At 44.1% G+C, this 15,373-nt stretch carries 15 protein-coding genes; 7 read left to right on the forward strand and 8 right to left on the reverse strand.

The window, feature by feature from the left end; all coding sequences use genetic code 11:
- Positions 1-18: 18 nt before the first annotated feature.
- Positions 19-2,442 carry a YgiQ family radical SAM protein gene (locus L3V35_RS14780; RefSeq protein ID WP_267136137.1) on the reverse strand — a complete coding sequence of 808 codons (2,424 nt, stop codon included), beginning with the start codon at positions 2,440-2,442 and terminating at the stop codon, positions 19-21.
- A 237-nt stretch (positions 2,443-2,679) separates the two neighbouring features.
- Here L3V35_RS14780 and L3V35_RS14785 point away from each other — a divergent pair, with 237 nt between their 5' ends.
- Both L3V35_RS14785 and L3V35_RS14790 read left to right on the forward strand, forming a co-directional pair.
- On the forward strand, positions 2,680-3,360 hold the full coding sequence (locus L3V35_RS14785; protein ID WP_108161207.1) for a hypothetical protein: 681 nt from the start codon (positions 2,680-2,682) through the stop codon (positions 3,358-3,360).
- Positions 3,361-3,481: 121 nt separating this feature from the next.
- On the forward strand, positions 3,482-3,682 hold the full coding sequence (locus L3V35_RS14790) for a DUF4250 domain-containing protein (protein ID WP_004736508.1): 201 nt from the start codon (positions 3,482-3,484) through the stop codon (positions 3,680-3,682).
- 194 nt (positions 3,683-3,876) lie between these two features.
- Here L3V35_RS14790 and L3V35_RS14795 read toward each other — a convergent pair whose 3' ends face one another.
- Positions 3,877-4,788 (reverse strand): LysR substrate-binding domain-containing protein, encoded by a 912-nt coding sequence (locus L3V35_RS14795; RefSeq protein WP_017094462.1) that lies wholly within the window; start codon positions 4,786-4,788, stop codon positions 3,877-3,879.
- Between the two features lie 278 nt (positions 4,789-5,066).
- Here L3V35_RS14795 and metE point away from each other — a divergent pair, with 278 nt between their 5' ends.
- On the forward strand, positions 5,067-7,415 hold the full coding sequence (gene metE / locus L3V35_RS14800) for a 5-methyltetrahydropteroyltriglutamate--homocysteine S-methyltransferase (protein ID WP_237300163.1): 2,349 nt from the start codon (positions 5,067-5,069) through the stop codon (positions 7,413-7,415).
- A 112-nt stretch (positions 7,416-7,527) separates the two neighbouring features.
- On the opposite strand, the gene gspS2 is transcribed toward metE, so the two are convergent.
- From gspS2 to L3V35_RS14830, 6 genes are all read right to left on the reverse strand, one after another.
- The gene (gene gspS2 / locus L3V35_RS14805) at positions 7,528-7,926 is read right to left on the reverse strand and encodes a GspS/AspS pilotin family protein (protein WP_029225239.1); all 399 of its coding nucleotides are present in this window, start codon (positions 7,924-7,926) and stop codon (positions 7,528-7,530) included.
- 1 nt (position 7,927) lies between these two features.
- Positions 7,928-8,224, reverse strand: a complete 297-nt coding sequence (locus L3V35_RS14810) for a YciI family protein (protein ID WP_004741234.1) — start codon at positions 8,222-8,224, stop codon at positions 7,928-7,930.
- Positions 8,225-8,418: 194 nt separating this feature from the next.
- The gene (yciA, locus tag L3V35_RS14815; RefSeq protein WP_017061510.1) at positions 8,419-8,817 is read right to left on the reverse strand and encodes an acyl-CoA thioester hydrolase YciA; all 399 of its coding nucleotides are present in this window, start codon (positions 8,815-8,817) and stop codon (positions 8,419-8,421) included.
- A 186-nt stretch (positions 8,818-9,003) separates the two neighbouring features.
- Positions 9,004-9,606: a septation protein A gene (locus tag L3V35_RS14820; protein ID WP_017085614.1), complete on the reverse strand. Its 603-nt coding sequence runs from the start codon at positions 9,604-9,606 to the stop codon at positions 9,004-9,006.
- A 146-nt stretch (positions 9,607-9,752) separates the two neighbouring features.
- A complete protein-coding gene (locus tag L3V35_RS14825) occupies positions 9,753-10,001 on the reverse strand; it encodes a hypothetical protein (RefSeq protein WP_004736516.1) in 249 nt (82 codons plus the stop codon).
- Positions 10,002-10,287: 286 nt separating this feature from the next.
- On the reverse strand, positions 10,288-11,175 hold the full coding sequence (locus tag L3V35_RS14830; protein ID WP_237300164.1) for a LysR substrate-binding domain-containing protein: 888 nt from the start codon (positions 11,173-11,175) through the stop codon (positions 10,288-10,290).
- 180 nt (positions 11,176-11,355) lie between these two features.
- Between L3V35_RS14830 and hisC the strand changes: the two genes are divergently transcribed.
- From hisC to L3V35_RS14850, 4 genes are all read left to right on the forward strand, one after another.
- The gene (gene hisC / locus L3V35_RS14835; protein WP_237300165.1) at positions 11,356-12,489 is read left to right on the forward strand and encodes a histidinol-phosphate transaminase; all 1,134 of its coding nucleotides are present in this window, start codon (positions 11,356-11,358) and stop codon (positions 12,487-12,489) included.
- A gap of 10 nt (positions 12,490-12,499) precedes the next feature.
- Positions 12,500-13,273 carry an ABC transporter substrate-binding protein gene (locus tag L3V35_RS14840; protein WP_171310837.1) on the forward strand — a complete coding sequence of 258 codons (774 nt, stop codon included), beginning with the start codon at positions 12,500-12,502 and terminating at the stop codon, positions 13,271-13,273.
- A gap of 586 nt (positions 13,274-13,859) precedes the next feature.
- Positions 13,860-14,819 (forward strand): TRAP transporter substrate-binding protein, encoded by a 960-nt coding sequence (locus L3V35_RS14845; RefSeq protein WP_017076380.1) that lies wholly within the window; start codon positions 13,860-13,862, stop codon positions 14,817-14,819.
- A 67-nt stretch (positions 14,820-14,886) separates the two neighbouring features.
- Entirely contained in the window at positions 14,887-15,366 is a 480-nt protein-coding gene (locus L3V35_RS14850) for a TRAP transporter small permease (protein WP_237300166.1), read from the forward strand.
- Positions 15,367-15,373 lie beyond the last annotated feature (7 nt).

Consider the following 15,373-nt stretch of genomic DNA (forward strand, 5'->3'; position numbering starts at 1 on the left):
GTACATCGGGTCGCTAGATTAACGCTGTGTTGCGCGCTGGCGATTCTTTCCGTTACTTGCTGGTTTACCACCTTGACCATTGCCCGCTTTGTTGCGGTTTGGCTTGCCATTTCCGCCGCCATTACCTTGCGATTGCTGACTAGCAGGGGCTTTTTTGATGAAGCCAGTCGCTGGTTTATTCGCGTTACCATTACCGTTCTGCTTCCCGTTGCCCTGATTGCCCTGATTACCCTGATTGCCGTTACCTTGGCTACCTGTTGGCTTCTTACCACCCGGTTTAGGCTTATTGCCACCTGGCTTAGAATGGTTACGTGGGCTTTCGCCGCCAAGACCCGGTTGAGCTTTACTGTGCTTAGTTGCGAAACGTTGTGAGCCGTGACGACCAGACTTACGACGCTGTGCCGGTGTCTGAGCTTCAAAATCTTCTTCTGGTACTAAGCAGTTCGCTTTGTCACCAATTAGGTGCTTTTTGCCCATGCTGATCAGTGCTTCACGGATGATTTTCCAGTTCTCAGGGTCGTGGTAACGAAGCAGTGCTTTATGCAGACGACGTTGACGATCACCTTTAGGCACAGGAACATCTTCACGTTTTTTGTATTTCACGCGCTTCAGAGGGTTGGTCTCTGAGTAGTACATCGACGTCGCATTACACATTGGCGATGGGTAGAAGTTCTGTACTTGGTCACACTCGTAGTTGTGCTTTTTCAGCCACAACGCAAGGTTAAGCATGTCTTCATCTTCCGTGCCCGGGTGAGCAGAGATGAAGTAAGGAATTAGGTACTGTTTCTTACCAGCTTCAGCACTGTACTTCTCGAACATCTCTTTGAAACGATCGTAAGTGCCCATGCCCGGTTTCATCATCAGATCCAGAGGACCTTTTTCAGTATGCTCTGGAGCAATCTTCAAGTAACCACCAACGTGGTGAGTCACAAGCTCACGAACGTATTCTGGAGACTCAATCGCAAGATCATAACGAACGCCTGATGCGATCATTACTTTCTTGATGCCCGGAACCTTTCTCGCTGAGCGGTAAAGATCAATGGTGTGCTGGTGGTCTGTGTTCAGTTTTTCACAGATTTTAGGGAACACACATGATGGACGACGACAGTTAATTTCAGCTTTAGGATCAGAACAACCTAGGCGATACATGTTCGCGGTTGGGCCACCCAAGTCGGAAATGGTACCGGTAAAGCCAGGTACTTTATCTTTAATGTCTTCGATCTCATCCAAGATCGATTCTTTCGAACGGTTCTGAATGATACGACCTTCGTGCTCTGTGATTGAACAGAAAGAACAACCACCAAAACAACCACGCATAATGTTAACCGAAGTTTTAATCATGTCGTATGCAGGGATCTTTGCTTTGCCATACATAGGGTGCGGAACACGCTTGTACGCAAGGCCAAACACGTAATCCATCTCTTCAGTTGCAAGAGGGATTGGCGCTTGGTTTACCCATAGTTCGCGGTCACCGTGACGTTGAATAAGAGCACGACCTGAATACGGGTTGGTCTCTAGGTGCAGAATTCGGCTAGCGTGAGCGTAAAGAATACGGTCGTTATTCAGTTTTTCGAAACCAGGGATACGAACCGCAGTTGTTTTTGCATCGTGACGAGAAGGACGAATCGTAATCGGCTGTGCTTTTACTTCTTCTTTTTCGTCTTTCTTGGTATCACACTGCGTTTCTACTTCGTACGGGTTAACCGGAACATAGGCTTTGTTCGGTTTTTCGATACGAGAAGAATCAATAATTTTGTAACCTTCAGGTGCTGCAGGCAGGTTGATTGCTGTACCACGAATGTTTGTCAGCGTTGACATGTCTTCGCCGTCAGCAATGCGGTGTGCCACTTCAACCAGTGCACGCTCGGCGTTACCGAAAAGAAGGATGTCTGCTTTTGCATCAAACAATACAGAGCGACGAACTTTATCAGACCAGTAGTCGTAGTGCGCAACGCGACGTAAGCTCGCTTCAATACCACCAAGAACGATTGGCGTGCCTTTGTAGGCTTCACGACAACGTTGAGAATAAATCAGAGTTGCACGGTCAGGACGCTTACCACCTTCATTGTTTGGTGTGTAGGCATCGTCATGACGAAGTTTGCGATCAGAGGTGTAGCGGTTGATCATGGAATCCATGTTACCCGCTGTGATGCCGAAGAATAGGTTAGGTCGACCCAGCTCCATGAAGGCATCTTTACTGTCCCACTTTGGTTGGGCAATGATGCCCACGCGGAAGCCTTGAGCTTCAAGCAAACGGCCAATGATAGCCATACCAAAGCTCGGGTGATCGACATAAGCGTCACCAGTTACAATAATAATGTCACAGCTATCCCATCCAAGAGCATCCATCTCCTTTCTACTGGTAGGCAAAAAGGGTGCTGTTCCGTAGCACTCGGCCCAGTATTTTTTGTGTTCGTGAATAGGAGTGATATCGCTGTACATATTTCAACCTCTGATTTTTGAGGCGGGAATTATAGCGGCATGAGCCTAGACTAGCCAGTAGAACATGCCCCTGTTAGTTCTGATGTCTTTTGCCATTTTGCAGATAATGCTGACAAAAGAACCATACAACAGCATAGTTGAAGCCTTGAATAACGTCGCTAATTTGTGATTTTGATTAGTGTTCGCAGCAGTTTTTGATATTATTCGCGAAAATAAGTCTGAATAAGTAGATCCACAATGGTCGAATCATTATTAGTACAATTTGCTCCCATGCTATTAGGAGCCCAACTGATCTTAACTTTAATCTTAGTGAAGGGTGACATTTGCCCTGGTCAACGTGGCCGTATTCACAAGATGTTACCTGCGATTGGCGTGCTTTGGCTTGCTGTTGCTTCATTAAGAATTGAAGCGTTTCTGATCGTATTCGCTATCTTCTATTTCTATTCTCAAGTTCAAACTAAGAAGACACGTGACTCCGGCCCTATTTGGGTGATGTACCTTGCGTGTGGTTTGGCGCTTTCATACGTTGCTATTCAAGCGACTGAGCAAGCAACCACCGTCGGTATTATTACTACTTTATTGCTAGTGGCACTGCTGGGGTCTGCGTTTGGTCATTTACTGCTGACGATTGCGAGAACACGCTTACAAGCATTTCACCGTGTTCTGCCTGTTGTGGGCGTATTAACAGGCATGCTGGTGGTTTTGGCGACGGTCGTAAATGTTTACTCTCTGTCTGAAGCTCAATTAGAGCCAATGATTTCAACCCTACTGTTTAGCTTTGCTTTGCTAATCTCAGCTATCGTGGTGTGGTGTTGGCATCTATTGTTCGTTAAAACCCCTGAAAAGCTTCAGCTGACTATTTCATTGTTGATGTTATTGGTGGCGGCTGTTGGTTTAACGCCAGTTTGGGCGATGTAGGCGGTTACTGATCTCACAAGCCTTTCGGTGTTGAATCGAAAAAGTGTGATCTGTTTTTTAGCGTGGTGTTGGTAAGCGTTCTAAACTTAAATCTAGTCGGTGTGTTCGTTAGGAGTACGGGATGGATTTAAGCAACGTCAAAGGTTTCGATAGCATTATTTTGCTGGGAATCGTGAATGAAAAACTTCGCTTAGAATGCGATAGCTTTGAAGAGCTGATCAGTATGTATGAAATGGATATAGAAAGTGTTGTAGGTAAGCTTGATATGCTTGGCTATCAATACGATCCATTAACTAACCAGTTTAAGTCTTATCCAAGATAAGCAGCAAACTGGCGCATGTTCTGTCGATTGTGAGCCAGTTATCGAGAGTAAGCCAGTATCGTGAATGAACAAGTACCGCCATCGTCGGTACTAAAGCTAAAAGAAGAAAGTCACAGATAATCTGTGACTTTTTTGTTTCTGGCGCATTCCTATCTGGTTCAACGCTGGCATAAACTAACCCAACAACGCGCCTCTTAAACGACTTCAATGCCATCTAGGTGACTCTTACTTTGCTGTCTTGCCGTGCTAAAGAAAGCTTGTAGGTAACGTTTGTCTTTTTCTGAGTTTCTTACCGCTGCGAATAACCTTCTTGAAAGCCCTTTGCCTAATGGTTTGCTGGCAATGAGTCCTTGCCTTGAAAATTCACTGATCGCCCAGTTTGGTAATGCTGCGACCCCTAAGCCAGCTGATACCATTTGTACCAACATTAATGTGTTGTCTGCCTGTTTCCATTTCTTTGGTTCAACGCCTGCAGGTTGCAAAAAGTGTTTCACTACATCGAGACGCTGCTTTTGAACAGGATAAGAGAGCATCGTAATATCACTAAGATCTTGCGGTTCAATACTCGGCTTTTCGGCTAAAGGAGAGTTGATCGCGGTGATAAGACGCATCTCAAAATCGAAAAGCGGTTCGTAGTGAACTTCAGAACGGGGCTGTATATCCGAGGTGATCACCAAATCTAACTCACCTGCCATCAATGCCGGTAGAGGCTCGAATCCAAACCCTGACGAGAAATCTAGCGTCACGCTTGGCCAAGCAACTTGGTACTCTTTCAAAGCGGGCATTAGCCATTGGAAGCATGAGTGACACTCAATCGCCATGTGCAAGCGACCATTCACATCCTCTTTCAGGCTTGCGAGTTCGTTCTCTGCTTTAGCTATTCTTGGCTGTATTTCATCGGCAAGCTTAAGCAAGATCTCACCCTCAGAGGTGAATTTTACTGGCCTAGTTTTTCGTAGGAAAAGCTGACCGCCAATACGCGCTTCAAGATCTTTCAATTGATGAGAAAGCGCCGACTGAGTCAGGTGAAGAGAGGTCGCAGTGGCTGTTAACGATCCGCTGTCTCTCAAGGTGGTCAATGTTCGAAGGTGTTTAAGCTCTATCATGAGTATTCCTCATATTCCCTAAGCCAATTCAATATTTCTTAATAATCACCCTACGGTGTTTTTGATCTTTTGTAAACGTCTAGATGTCCAGACGGATTTAAATTGTTCATCTTTGAATGATTAAAGATGAATATTATTAATAAACAAGATGAATATTTGGACGTTGTCCATAGATCGGATTAAGGAGATAGTTTAGCCATCCAGACGCCTTTGTGGAAAGTTAAAACATCAAAGGCAGTCTGACCGGAAATTAAAATTATCGAATAAGGAACAGACTCATGACGACAACAACGCATATTCTTGGCTACCCACGCATTGGTGAAAAACGCGAACTTAAATTCACGCTCGAGAAATACTGGCGAGGTGAAATCGATCAATCTGAGCTCAAGCAACTCGGCAGCGAATTAAGAAATCGTAACTGGAATGTACAAGCTGACGCGAATCTAAGCTTTGCAACTGCGGGTGACTTCGCATGGTACGACCATGTTCTGACAACGACTCTACTTCTAGGCCACGTTCCAAAGCGTCATGCTGGTGGTTCTGAAGATGAAAAAGCCTTCCCAGATCTGGATACCTTGTTTCGTGTGGGGCGTGGTCAATCTCAGGTTCAGTCGACTTGTTGCGGTGGTACGCATACGTCTAATGATGGCACTAAAGACAGTTCGGCGGCTTCTGACATGACTAAGTGGTTCAACACCAATTACCACTACATTGTTCCTGAGTTCAGCAAAGACGATTCGTTTGAGGTGAGTTGGCCACAATTGTTTGACGAAGTGAACGAAGCGATAAAAGCCGGACACAAAGTTAAGCCTGTACTTCTCGGCCCACTGTCATATCTGTACTTAGGCAAAGAAGTGGAAGAGGGCTTTGATCGCTTAACTCTATTGCCTCGCCTTCTTACTGCCTATCAAGCGATTCTGGCTAAACTTGCCAAGCTGGGTGTTGAGTGGGTTCAAATCGATGAACCTATCCTTTCTCTGGAACTTGAAAAGCAGTGGGCTGATTCATTCAAACTGGCTTATCAAGTGATTCAAGGCGATGTGAAACTATTGCTGACTACTTACTTTGATTCTGTGACTGATACGTTAGGCAAGATCGTGGAATTGCCCGTCAACGGCTTACACATCGACTTGGCTGCCGCACCGCAGCAACTTGATGAAGTGGTGAATAAGTTACCGGAAGATTGGGTACTTTCTGCGGGTGCAATCAATGGACGCAATGTTTGGCGAGCAGACTTAGCTTCTCAGCTTGAGTTACTGCAACCTGTGAAAGAGAAGCTGGGAGACAAGCTGTGGGTGGCAAGTTCATGTTCGCTGCTGCATAGCCCAGTAGATTTGGAGTTAGAAGATTCGCTCAGCGAAGAAGTGAAGAGTTGGTTTGCCTTTGCAAAACAGAAAGTGACCGAGGTGAGCTTATTGGGTGCGGCGTTAGACGGCGATCAAAATGCCATTTTGGCGTGTGAGACTTACAGCCAACCTATCGTTGCACGTAAGAGCGCGACTCATGTGAATAAGCCGCAAGTTCGAGCTCGACTCAATACCATTACTAAAGCACTAGCAGAGCGCAGTGCTCCATACGCAGAACGCGCAGCGCATCAGTCTGAGGTGTTGGGTTTACCGCTATTACCAACCACAACCATTGGTTCGTTCCCACAAACAGGGGAAATTCGTCTTCAACGCAGTGCTTACCGCACTGGAAGACTGAATGAGTCGGAATACAACACTGCACTCAAAGGTCACATCGCAGATGCTGTTAAGCGTCAAGAAGCGTTAGATTTGGATGTGCTTGTTCATGGAGAAGCTGAACGTAACGACATGGTGGAGTACTTTGCGGAAAATCTAGCAGGCTTTCAAACCACCAAGTTTGGTTGGGTCCAAAGCTATGGCTCTCGCTGCGTGAAGCCAGCGATTGTGGTCGCGGATATAGAACGTGAGAAACCGATGACGGTGGAATGGTCGACCTATGCACAATCTCTGACTTCGAAGCAGATGAAAGGCATGCTGACAGGACCAGTCACTATTCTATGTTGGACATTCCCACGTGAAGACATCTCACGCAAAGAAATCACCAACCAACTGGCGTTTGCACTGCGTGATGAGGTGTCGGATTTACAAGACGCTGGCATCAACATCATTCAAATTGATGAACCTGCCATTCGTGAAGGTTTGCCACTGAAAAAGCGCGACCACGCAGAATATCTAGAGTGGGCGGTTGATGCCTTTAAGATCTCAGCGGCGAGTGCCAAACCAGAAACTCAGATCCATACCCATATGTGTTATAGCGAGTTCAATGAGATCATTGATTCAGTCGCTGCGCTAGACGCCGATGTGATTACCATTGAGACTTCTCGTTCGAACATGGAGCTGCTGAAAGCGTTTGAAGAGTTTAACTACCCGAATGCGATTGGACCGGGTGTTTATGACATTCACTCACCAAACATTCCTTCAGAAGAGTGGATTGTTGATTTACTTAAGAAAGCGGCAGAAAAAATCCCAGCAGAACGTTTGTGGGCAAACCCTGATTGTGGTCTGAAGACGCGTAACTGGGCAGAAACAGAAGCGGCACTGACAAACCTTGTGTCGGCGACTAAGATACTGCGTAAAGAGTGGGAAGAGGCAGAAGTTTAAGCATAACGAACACTAGAGTTTGATTACCCGCTAATCCACGATGAACCACAAAAAAGGCCTCGCAAGTGCGAGGCCTTTTGGTTCTGTGCGTGTTCGAATCTCGAGCTAGAAACTAGCTGCTACTTTGACAGGTCTCTTTACTGATCAGCTTCTCAACGATCAATTGTCCGCGAGTGTTGCGAATCTTGATGTTGTAAGCCAAGCCCATGTCGAGGTTTGCTCTTACTTCAGAGTTGGTGCAGTAGCTATTCACACTCATGTCTACAACTTGGTTTAAAGGTTTAGCACCTTTTGCATCTTGGTTGTAGATCATCATGATTTCGATAACCGTGTTTTTTGCTAGCACGCGCATGACCGATAGCGGGCCATACTCAATCGGCAAGCCTGCGGATAAAACGCCAGCGCGATGTTGCGCCATCATTTCTAGCTGTCTTTGTTTGTCTTGTTCACTTGATGAGCTACAGCCTGCAAGCAGAACAGCGGCCAGTGAACCGATAATCCATTTTTTCACGTTAAAATACTTTCTTGAATGGTTTAACAATCACATTTTGGTACACACCAGCATCAATGTACGGGTCTGCGTCTGCCCATGCCTGCGCGTCTTCTAAAGAGTTGAACTCAGCAATTACAGTAGAACCTGTGAAACCCGCTTCACCAGGGTTATCTGAATCAATCGCTGGCATTGGACCTGCTGTCAAAAGGCGGCCTTCATCGTGAAGTGTTTGTAGGCGTTCTAGATGTTGTGGGCGAACACTTAGGCGTTTTTCTAATGAATTTTCGACGTCTTGAGAAAAAATCACGTACCACATATTGAGATATCCTTATTTTACTTCACTAAATTGAGGGCGTTTAAATTCGCTATCTTGCTAATTTACGCGAACTAATTGGTATTGGAAGAGCTAATGATAAGAAATTGTGAAATGGTGCGGCAGAGTGAGAAGGTCTTTAGCATTTTTAATCGAAACGACTAAAGACCTTAAAGTGCGATAGGGTCGTCGAAGGACTATTTGTTGATTGGGCGAGGTTTACCGCTTTCATCTACAGCAACGTAGTTGAATGTCGCGCCACATACCTTGTAACGATCGCCGATGCCGTGATCAAGTACCGGCTTAACCCATACTTCTAGGTCGATATTCATCGAGCTACGACCAATCTTGGTGCAGTCACCATAAACACATACCACATCACCCACTGAAACTGGTTGTTTGAACTCGATACTCGATACTGAAACCGTGACTATCTTGCCGTTAGAGATCTCTTTCGCCAGTATCCCGCCAGCAAGGTCGAGCTGAGACATTATCCAACCACCGAAAATCTGGCCTGCTGCATTGGTATCAGAAGGCATCGCCAAAGTGCGAAGAAGTAAAGAACCAATCGGGTTCAAAGTTGATTGAATAGTCATTGTTGTACTCTTAATGGTATTGATTGTTTTAAATTTAAATAGATGTGTTTGCGGTGGTCGTATTTTTAACGTATTCACAGAACACAAACAATCAGTGGCCAATGATCACGAGTATCATTGGCCACTGTTAAATAGCATATTGATAATAATTGTATCAAAAAGGGGATGAGGACTCATCCCTTAGGGTTACTTCTCGTCGGTATTTTTATCCGTTAACTCTTTCTGCTGGTCTTTTTGTAGATGCTGATCTTTTGGCAAATGCTGATCTTTTGGTAGATGCTTGTAGATGTAGACACCCGTTAGCAAGGTAAATGCAAAAGTAGCGATCAGTAAGCCAAACACTTTGAAGTTTACCCAAACATCCAAGGGTAGGCTGAAAGCAACGTAAACGTTGAGAATGGCACATAGAGTAAAGAATAAAGTCCAAGCCCAGTTGATCTTGCTCCATACCGCTTCAGGAAGTGTGATCTCTTTACCCAGCATGCCTTTAATCGCTGACTTGCCCATTAGGTGACTGACGGTCAGGCCGATAGCGAACAATGCATAAACGATGGTTACTTTCCATTTAATGAAGTTGTCATCGTGCAAGAAAATGGTCATGCCACCAAATACGGCAACCATCAGAAATGTGATGATCTGCATTTTCTCTACTTTCTTGTAGATGACGTATGTCAAAACGATTTGTACTGCGGAAGCAACAATCAATGCACCTGTAGCCGTGTAGATGTCATACATCTTATACAGCGCAAAGAAAATAATGAGAGGAATGAAATCAAGGATTTGCTTCATGTGGCACTGACTGTCCAGTTAGTTGAGTTGCAGACAGTCTAACGAAAACTGTCTCGATGCTAAATAGCCCGAGACAATTGGGTGCTAATTAATTCCATCTAGTTGGTTTATCGAGTCGGATCTTTTCATCATCGAGTTGGATAACGTTATCGCATTGATGTGGTTTGGTAGCGAGGTATCAGCTTCTTGATGTCTTCAAGGTAACCTTCACTCTTTAAGCTGTCTAAGGTGTTTTCGAGCTCTTGCTCACTCATGGCAAAACACGTCGATTTGCCTGTCGTTAGGTCGAGATACTCGTGATATTCACGCTCCGTGAAGTGGCCAATTCTGTCCATTAATAAGGTTTTAATTCCATGGTGAATCAAGCCGTAATACGTATGTCTTTGTAAGGTCATAGCCTATCCTCCGTGACAAGCTGCAGTGAAACTTTTGCAACCTGCTGTATATTGGTTGGGTTATCTATGACAAAGCAATTCGAATGCCATTTTCTCTAATTGAACGGAACATTTTCCCTACTAGATAGAATTGAACTTCTTTTCAAATGGTTAAGACGAGGTACGTTCTATTCTCTGACAACCAATACGTAACAGACATAAAATAGTTTCATTTTGAGAACGATGAAATTCTCATTATGACGCTCTACTGCCGTTTATAGTGTGGTTCTATCTACGGTGATCGCCGCTAATCGACAAGCCAATCAACAAGCGTAGATAAAGATGTATTTTGTCGATTCTTAGGCTGCAGCAAGAAGTAACCATTTCCAGAAAAGACACTGCCTTCACTCACTTTCACCAACCTGCCCAAATCGATATCTTGCTTGGCCAGCGTGATATCGCCTATGGCAATACCAAACCCTTGAATGGCTGCATTCATTGCTTGATCAAGTGTCGCGAATTGTTGGTTGTTCTTACTTGAAAGGTCGTGGCTTCCTATGTGTTCTAGCCATAGTCGCCAATCACTTTGCTCATTGTTGGCGTGTAACCAAGTGTATTGAGCGAGCTTGTGTGGCTTGATGATAGTAGAAGAGCTACTTACAAGATGGCTCTGAGTAATGCTTTGCGCCTGGCAGACCGGAGCCAGCTGTTCGTTGAATAATAACTGGCTCACAATCGATTGTTGGTTTGGCTTCTTTCCATAGGTGATTACGGCGTCAAACGGGTCAAAGCTTGGTTCAAAAACGTGCTTGATGGTCGACGTGAGCTCGACATCAATTTCAGGGTAGGCTTGCTGAAAAGACATCAACTTGGGTAGCAGCCAAGAGGTGATACAACTTGGTGCGTTGAGTTTGATCTTTGATGGAGAGCTGGCAACTTGATTTAACGCCGATTGCAGTTGTTGGATGGTATCTTGAATCAGCGGAACCAGTTCTTCTCCCTTAGGTGTTAAGGACAACCCGCGAGCATGTCGGTAGAAAAGATCACACCCAAGACTTTCTTCAAACGACAGCACCTGACGGCTTACCGCACCTTGCGTGACATTGAGCTCATGTGCAGCACGTGTAAAGTTGAGATGTTTGGCTGTAGACAAGAACGCGAGCAGTGTTTTTGTTGAAGGGAGAGTTTTATTCATGCTTTACCTATGACTTTTTATCATGGCTATTATGTGATTATTTCGATTCATTTATCAATAGTGTTCTGTTTGAATGTAAATACTTAATCATCATTTGTGATTCAATATGTGTATAAGTCACATATTTTGAATATGAAGGCAGTGGTGAAGGAATCGTAATTACATGAAAGGGATAGCTTCTTGACATCTTTTATTGATAGCTTAGTGCCTCAGGCTGTAAAAAAATTAATACCTTATCAATCAGCAAGAAGAATTGGCGGCGACGGACGTGTCTGGTTAAATGCCAATGAACTGGAAAATGCTTTGTTCGACGGTGAACAAGGTTACAATCGTTATCCTGATTTCTTACCGCAAGACATTGCCAAGGCTTACCAAGCTTATTGTGGAACTGACGCTGGAACCGTCGCGGTTCGTGGTGCTGATGAAGCGATTGATTTACTGATCAGAACCTTTTGCAAACCAGCACAAGACAATATCCTCATTTGTTCTCCGACTTACGCAATGTACGAGTTTTGCGCCGATGCACTCGCTATCGAGACTTTAGACTCACCATTACAAGAAGACTTTAATCTTAATGTCGCCGATATCGTGCAGAAGTCTGAACTGGTTAATCTTGTCTTTCTTTGTTCACCAAACAACCCAACGGGCAACGTAATTCCAAAAGCTGACCTTATTGAGGTACTGGAAGGAACCGTGGGCAAATCGCTAGTCGTGGTCGATGAAGCGTATATTGAATTTGAACCTCAGACATCGGCCGTGAGCCTTATTGAGCGTTATCCACATCTCGTCGTGATTCGTACTTTATCCAAAGCGTTTGGACTCGCAGCCGTACGTTGTGGCTTTATTTTGGCGAGCCCTAACGTGATGCAATACGTATCTAAGCTGATTCCCCCATACCCAATGCCAGATTGTTCTTCTCAGATTGTGTTAGAAGCTTTGTCTGATGAGCGTGTTGCGGTGATGAAAGAGGCGACCACTAAACTGGTAGAGATTCGTAATCAGTTTGCTACGGAGTTAATGCAGTTCGACTTTATTGAACACGTTTATCCGTCATCGACCAACTTCATTTTGTTACGTCAAAAATCGGGGCATGAACTGTTTAGCGTATTGACGAAGGATGGCATTGTAACAAGGAACCAAAATCACGAACCGGCTTTACGTAACTGCGTTCGAATCAGCATTGGTAGCCCAGAGAGCATGGCTGAAGTGATAGCGTCACTTTCACGCTACCAAACCGAATTAGGAAAGAATCAACAAGACAAACAACCTCAACATAAAGAAATTCAATCTCAACTCGATAAAGATCATATCTAGGATGGCAATGATGAAAAAGATAATACTAGGACTCGCTTGTGCGGCCGCTTTACTTGGTACAACGGTACAGGCGAAAGAAATCCGTTTGGCGTCAGACTTTACCTATCCGCCATTCAACTACAAAAACAGTGATGGTGTGCCTGTCGGGTTTGATATTGAGATAGCTGATGCCTTGTGTGAGCAAGCCAAACTCGATTGTACTTGGGTTTCACAAAGTTGGGACTCGTTAATTCCAAGTTTGTTGGCAAGAAAGTCAGATGTGATCATGGCTTCAATGCGTATTACCGAAGAGCGTAAGCGTAAGATCTTGTTTACTGATAAGTACTACCAAACTCCAGCCGTGTTTGTTGCTGCTAAGAGCGCCGAGTTCAGCGTCGATGAGGAAGGCTTAGCAGGTAAAACCATCGGTGTTCAGCAAGGTACGATTCACGATCGCTACGTAACCGACAAGTTTGGCGATGTGGCAAACATTAAGCGTTATACCGGCCAAGATGAAGTTTATCTGGATCTGCAAAACGGCCGTCTAGATCTAACCTTCGGCAACTCAGATCAACTGTCATTAGCTTTCTTAGATAAGAAAGAAGGCGAGGGCTTTGAGTTCAAAGGCAAAGCAGTGACCGACAAAGCCTACATTGGCGAAGGCACGGCACTAGCGTTAAGAAAGCAGGATTCAAAACTGGCGAAACAATTCAATGCCGCGATTGAAGAGATCAGAGCGAACGGTACTTACGACAAGATCGCCGCTAAGTACTTCACGTTTGATATTTATGGCGCTGATTTGTAATTCGTCTAAAGCCTAAAAACTAGACCACCAAAAATATCCGAGGGCTGTGAGGCTCTCGGATTTTTGTTACAAACAATTCGTCCTAGTAAGATTCCCACCGTTGCCTTTATCCCTGCTTATCCACTCTTGTTCCATACGCTCAGCCTAAAACCTCACCTCTACCACCTCAGAAATCGCAGTTCACGACTCGCTTTTCAATCGATAAGACCTTCTTTGCTCGTGCTCTACAAATGGCTCCAAGGTTTTAAAATAACACAAATATGCAAGTATATTTTTTGCCAACAGATTGTTCTAAAAGCAGTTGGAAGTGATCGAAATTCCCAAAAACCCGAAGTTAGACTACTTAATGGTCCAATTGATGCCAAATATGATTGATATCACAATCAATTCGGTTCACAAGCCAATAGATAAACCTTAGCTCACAAAACATACACATATTATTGTAATACAAAATTCATAAGGTAAGAATATTGTAATGAAACGTTACTGCTATGAGCGGTATGCAATTGAACGTTAGATTTCAAACTTAGCTGTAGCGTTGCATATAAAAACTGTACCTCTTACAAAATGGATTCTGGAGAAGAACATGAAAAAACACCTACTGACGATTGCAGCGGCTTCAATTCTTATGGCATTTGGCGCTCAAGCAAAAACTTTGACCTTAGGGCATGCAATGTCATTAGAAAGCGCAGCTCACCAAGGCATGGTGATCATGGCTGATAAAGTGAAAGAAAAATCGAATGGTGACCTTACGATTAAGATCTTTCCAAACGGTCAATTAGGCTCTGAACGTGATCAAGCTGAGCAAGTTGTTACCGGCGCGATTGATATGGCTAAAATCAACGGTGGGCTAGCCGAATCTTTTGAACCAACGTTTAAAGTTAATGCACTGCCTTTCTTATTTCGTGACGTTCCACATATGAGAACGTTCATGCGAAGTGAAGCAGCACAAGAGATGTTGCTTTCAAGTGAAGGTAAAGGCTTCATCGGTCTTACGTTCTATGACTCAGGCACACGTAGCTTCTACGCTAAAAAAGCCATTAACTCACCGGCTGATCTCGCTGGTATGAAAGTTCGAGTTCCGGGTTCTCCAACCATGATGGAAATGGTTAACCTATTAGGTGGTAAAGCAACGCCTGTACCTTTCAATGAGGTATACACGGCGCTGCAACAAGGCGTAATTGACGGTGCTGAAAATAATATTTCTAGCTTAGTTGAAATGAAACACAGTGAAGTTGCCAAATTTTACTCTATGGATCAGCACATGATGACACCTGACGTGATCATCATTTCAGAATACAAATGGGGTTCATTAACGGCAGAAGAGCAAAAAATCTTAAAAGAAGCTGCTGCTGAATCTCTTGAAGAGCAGATCAAAATCTGGGATGCAACAGATGACATGAACAAAGAGAAAGGAATGAAAGAAGGCGTAACGTTTGTTGAAGTTGATAAAGCCCCTTTCCGTGCAGCTGTTAAACCTATGATTGATGAGGCGAAAAAAGATCCAAAACTAGCTCCATTCATTGAAAAAATTGAAGCTCTTTAATCAGTCTTAGTGAAAATATAATTTTGCCTTGGCTTTGCTAAGGCAAAATTTTTTGAGGTATCACACCATGTTAGCAACTTTCAGAAACCTACTTGATAGGCTGATTCTTTTTGTCTCTTCTTTTGCACTAATGTTACTTGTCGTTACTGTCACTTGGCAGGTCTTTAGTCGTTATGTTTTGAATGATCCAAGTAACTGGACTGATGAACTTGCTCGTTATGCGATGGTATGGCTTGGCTTATTAGGAGCAAGCTACTTATTCGGTATCAAAGGACACTTAGCAATAACGTTATTGGATGGTTATCTTAAGGGTAAAGCACATATCGCATTACATGTACTCATCAATATCATTTCTGGCGCATTTGTATTTCTAGCAATGCTTCAAGGTGGCATCGCCCTAATGGGAAGAACCACACAACAACTCTCTCCAGCACTGCAATTACCGATGTCGACGGTTTATTCAATATTGCCGATTTCAGCCGTTATTATCCTCACCTATTTGGTCATGAATACGTTTGATCTTTTTTGTGAACCCAACAAAAAGTAAGTTTTAA

It is taken from the genome of Vibrio sp. L5-1 (assembly GCF_021728315.1).
Classification (GTDB): Bacteria; Pseudomonadota; Gammaproteobacteria; order Enterobacterales; family Vibrionaceae; genus Vibrio; species Vibrio splendidus_K.

What these genes read in the sequence shown, in the direction of transcription:
- L3V35_RS14780 (WP_267136137.1), bottom strand. Translation starts at nt 2,442, where the DNA reads ATGTACAGCGATATCACTCCTATTCACGAACACAAAAAATACTGGGCC.
- L3V35_RS14785 (WP_108161207.1), top strand. Translation starts at nt 2,680, where the DNA reads ATGGTCGAATCATTATTAGTACAATTTGCTCCCATGCTATTAGGAGCC.
- L3V35_RS14790 (WP_004736508.1), top strand. Translation starts at nt 3,482, where the DNA reads ATGGATTTAAGCAACGTCAAAGGTTTCGATAGCATTATTTTGCTGGGA.
- L3V35_RS14795 (WP_017094462.1), bottom strand. Translation starts at nt 4,788, where the DNA reads ATGATAGAGCTTAAACACCTTCGAACATTGACCACCTTGAGAGACAGC.
- metE (WP_237300163.1), top strand. Translation starts at nt 5,067, where the DNA reads ATGACGACAACAACGCATATTCTTGGCTACCCACGCATTGGTGAAAAA.
- L3V35_RS14810 (WP_004741234.1), bottom strand. Translation starts at nt 8,224, where the DNA reads ATGTGGTACGTGATTTTTTCTCAAGACGTCGAAAATTCATTAGAAAAA.
- yciA (WP_017061510.1), bottom strand. Translation starts at nt 8,817, where the DNA reads ATGACTATTCAATCAACTTTGAACCCGATTGGTTCTTTACTTCTTCGC.
- L3V35_RS14820 (WP_017085614.1), bottom strand. Translation starts at nt 9,606, where the DNA reads ATGAAGCAAATCCTTGATTTCATTCCTCTCATTATTTTCTTTGCGCTG.
- L3V35_RS14825 (WP_004736516.1), bottom strand. Translation starts at nt 10,001, where the DNA reads ATGACCTTACAAAGACATACGTATTACGGCTTGATTCACCATGGAATT.
- L3V35_RS14830 (WP_237300164.1), bottom strand. Translation starts at nt 11,175, where the DNA reads ATGAATAAAACTCTCCCTTCAACAAAAACACTGCTCGCGTTCTTGTCT.
- L3V35_RS14840 (WP_171310837.1), top strand. Translation starts at nt 12,500, where the DNA reads ATGAAAAAGATAATACTAGGACTCGCTTGTGCGGCCGCTTTACTTGGT.
- L3V35_RS14845 (WP_017076380.1), top strand. Translation starts at nt 13,860, where the DNA reads ATGAAAAAACACCTACTGACGATTGCAGCGGCTTCAATTCTTATGGCA.
- L3V35_RS14850 (WP_237300166.1), top strand. Translation starts at nt 14,887, where the DNA reads ATGTTAGCAACTTTCAGAAACCTACTTGATAGGCTGATTCTTTTTGTC.